Source organism: Priestia sp. TSO9 (assembly GCF_021029645.1).
Classification (GTDB): domain Bacteria; phylum Bacillota; class Bacilli; order Bacillales; family Bacillaceae_H; genus Priestia; species Priestia megaterium_E.
In genome coordinates, this window is sequence record NZ_JAJEKD010000038.1 from 1 (window position 1) to 430 (window position 430).

General features: G+C 41.4%; 2 rRNA genes. Both read right to left on the reverse strand.

Features of this window, described 5'->3' with window-relative positions:
* Positions 1-105, reverse strand: a 23S ribosomal RNA gene (locus LJC66_RS27445); the annotation flags it as partial.
* A gap of 225 nt (positions 106-330) precedes the next feature.
* A 16S ribosomal RNA gene (locus LJC66_RS27450) occupies positions 331-430 on the reverse strand; the annotation flags it as partial.

Sequence of the window (430 nt, forward strand, 5' to 3'; positions counted from 1 at the left end):
GGATCAAAGCTCACTTACAGCTCCCCGAAGCATATCGGTGTTAGTCCCGTCCTTCATCGGCTCCTAGTGCCAAGGCATTCACCGTGCGCCCTTTCTAACTTAACCATTAGCGAATAAATGGTACAACATACTGTTGTGTTATTTATTGGTTTGATTAAAGAAAAGTTTCACTTTTCCTCAGCAATTACTGTTATCTAGTTTTCAAAGAACAATCGCAACCAAAATTCTTCTTATCTAATAAGAAGAAAGTAGTGTGCTTTCTATAATTGAGAGATTGAACTCTCAAAACTGAACAAAGTGTCAAAACGTACGTCATGTAAAAATCCTTAGAAAGGAGGTGATCCAGCCGCACCTTCCGATACGGCTACCTTGTTACGACTTCACCCCAATCATCTGTCCCACCTTAGGCGGCTAGCTCCTTACGGTTACT